The 3,477-nt window shown below is 36.8% G+C and carries 1 protein-coding gene; it reads right to left on the reverse strand.

The features are described from left to right. Positions 1–402 precede the first annotated feature (402 nt). Positions 403–3,351, reverse strand: a complete 2,949-nt coding sequence (locus FD23_RS08330) for a DEAD/DEAH box helicase (RefSeq protein WP_162252825.1) — start codon at positions 3,349–3,351, stop codon at positions 403–405. Positions 3,352–3,477 lie beyond the last annotated feature (126 nt).

The following is a 3,477-nucleotide window of genomic DNA, read 5'->3' on the forward strand; positions in this document are numbered from 1 at the left end:
ATGTGCTAAAAATACAGTATTTTTGCGGGTTTAGGGCACTTTCTCAGAGGACTTGAGTTTGATTGCTCTGGGAAGTTAGCATTTGTTGTAAAAGCTAATTACTCTTTCGAACAACTTAACTATACTACTTCTATTTCTGCTTTTCAACTGTTGTTAAGCTAAATTACAAAAAATAGGTGACAAAAATCCCCCCTAGCGCTTAGATTTACGTTAGGGGGTATACGTCCGGTTGGCTGTTGTCCATCCATACCAGTGGTGGCAAATCAATTTGCTTCTCAACTCTACACTCTAAGTAGCCATTCTCAACTAGGTATGTCTTTTCATCTGAGAATAGTTGTCAATAGGATAAACGAGAAAGCTAACACACACCTCTTCTTTCATTGTATGGTAATCTTTTATTCCTTAATGTGTACTTCCTCTAGGTTGATAAATTTCTTTCTCAACAGCAGCAGGGAATTTTCCAAAGAAATAGTCTTCAACGATATCCCAAAATTCATTGGTATAATTCGTAACGATTTCCATCTCATTATTACCATGTTTTGGCATCGTAAACAAATATTTGAACATTCCAACCGAGATGTAGTATTTTTTGGCCACATCACTTAGAAGTTGATTTTGATATTGATCTGGATTCTCTAATGCGCGCTCAATAGGGTACATACTGTTCACCCTAATATATATTTCCGGACTGTCACTACTGATGACCTCGTAACTGCATAGTCCAAAGCTTTCCATTAGCCCCAGTACAATAACTTCCGTGTTCGCTCCACGAGTTTTGCTATTCGCAAAAATTCTCCAACGATACAAGACTACACTCTCTTCATCTGCAGTACCTTGGTTAAAGCGCTTGATTAAGAGATTACGTGCTACACTCTCTAATCCATCCAATAACTGATCATAGTTTAACAGCACACTATACATCATCTGTTTACCGCGTGGCTTCTCCATAATCGCTTTTATTTGTCTTGAATCTTGATACTGTAATAAGTTGTTGATTATTGAGTCACTAAGTCTTGATGCCTTAGACGAATCTATCTTTAGCTTCTTTTGCAAAAAACTAGCTAACATTTTTCTATCAAAATATCTCCGACCAATCTGGCATTGCATCAAGAAATCATCTAGCACTTTTAGATTCTTCTTGAAATCTGCTAGTGCTTGGCTAGCTGAAACTGTTAGCTTATATTTCAAGCCAGAGCAAAAATTTAATTGCACAAAAAATTCTCGATCAGTCTGACTAAGCTTATTGTCCAAGCTCGCACTAGTAAATACAAAGTACTTAAATTGCGGGTAAGAAATATTCTTATAGCGATCTTCCCAGAAAGCAACTAAATTGAAAGCATATACTGAGTCATACTTATCATAATTAATAAGCGCATCCACTCGACTTAGATATCGATCATAACCATATTCTTTCCACAGCTCACGTTGCTCTTTATTCCCAAAAACTAGTTCTTTACCAAAATATTGGCGAGGACGAGCATAAAATGCAGAGTAGCCAAATTTTTGCTCAAAATCCTTTTCAATCATCAAAAGAATAATCTTCAGTCGATTGTCTATGCTTGAATCATCTTCTGCATTTGCGTTCTGCAGTAAATAACGGAAGTCGTCCGCATTAATTATCAGGTTACGAGTCTTCTTTGTCCGATAGATCTCACGAATTTTTTCCATGACAGCTAAGATTTGATACTTACGAATTGCTGACATACCATGCATCCGTTGTATCTCAAATAAGTCGTTCTTGAAATAGTCAACCCAAGCATAGCCATTAAGCTTTTCATCACGAGCTACACGACCAATCTCCTGGATATAATCTAGTAGATCGCCTGTTGGAGCATAATGGTAGACATTTTGAATGTCTGAAATATCAATCCCCATCCCGAATGCCTTGGTTGCCAGCATAATCGGCTTCTTTCCTGACCTAAAATCCTGGTAGGCTTCTTCTTTTAGTTCTTTATTAAGCGGCCCATAATAAACGCTAATCTGATCATATATCTCTGGAGATTGCTTTAAGAAACTGTGTACTGCTAAAAGAGTCTTTACTGTTGGGAAGTAAACGAGTGTCTTCATGTTATTTTTACTAAACAGCTTTAACCTTGAGAGAACAAGGTTGTACTTCGTAGTAAGATAGTCTTTTCCCTTTAAATCCTCATGAGATTCATCAAATACTTCCATGTAAATATCGTTACGCTTAACTTTCCCGAAGTAAGTAATTGGACGAACCATATTTAGACTGGTACGGATCTCCGCGTACATATTCTCTACCCCGGCATAAATGGCTGTTGCCGTAAAAGTTACTATTGGAAAACTGTATTTTTGCCGAAGTTTTTGAAGGTAAATCCCCATATACCAGTAATCAGCTCTAAATGACTTACCCCACGTAGTAACAATGTGGGCTTCGTCAACAATAAATAATCCGATCTTTCTGTCCCCGATCAAATCACTGATATTCGAACGATTCTGTAACGTTTCAGTAGACAGATATAGAATGTCAATTTCTCCATTCTTAATCTGATTAACTATTCTGTTTTTGTCTATTATTGACAGGTTTGAATTTATCGTAGCAGCTTTGTTATATTGTTTCTTTTGCATCCCCGCAACTTGATCCTGCATTAACGAGATCAATGGCGAGATGACTAAGGTTAGTGGCTTTTCATCAGTATAATTCTCTGCCATGTATATCGCTGGTATTTGAAACATTATTGATTTACCAGCACCGGTTGGAGAGGTAACAAACACATCTCGATAACTTTCACCTTTAAGAGCCTGCTCAGCTTGAGAAACTATGCTATCAATAATGGCTTCTTGAGAGACATTGATAATTTCTTTGCTCTTATGGATGTCTTTATAGATTTGCAAGTCACGAAAACTTGGGTATCCCCAATACTCAGATAGGATTCGATGGTACTCTTTAGAATGTTGTATTGGCTTTTGCTCTGGTTTGACAACGACAACGCCTAACAAATTCTTTGTTGGAATGAGATCCAATAAAATTTCTACACGTTCCAGCAACTTATCTGGAATGTTATTCAAATTTTGAGTTTCTGTTAAAAGTTGAATATGATCAAAGCTTTTGCCTTCTAAGATGTCAGCAGTTAAATCCAAAAAGTCAGTTTCAGATTCTAATTCTACGTGTTTTGCTAAATCACTTATGTCCTCAAGTAATCCAATATTCGGTTGAGGTGTAAATATTTCTACTAGTTGATCATCTGATGGTTCAACTTGATAGGACACGAAGTATCTCCCAGCATCAGTGCGCAAAACACTACCATAAAACCTATAAAATAAGTCTAATTTGCTTTGTTGCTCGTCTTCAAGCTCTTCACCGTCTTTTTCATATGCTAGTTCAGCCAAATCAAAATTCTGGTTCAACGGATAGAAATTGTAATAAAGATTATTCTTTCGCCGATTGTAAAATTAAACTGAACACTGTTCCGATCCAGTAAGAAAAATCGTTTTCACTGGATCAGAGCACAAAAA

This window comes from Lactobacillus delbrueckii subsp. delbrueckii DSM 20074 = JCM 1012 (assembly GCF_001433875.1).
Taxonomy (GTDB): domain Bacteria; phylum Bacillota; class Bacilli; order Lactobacillales; family Lactobacillaceae; genus Lactobacillus; species Lactobacillus delbrueckii.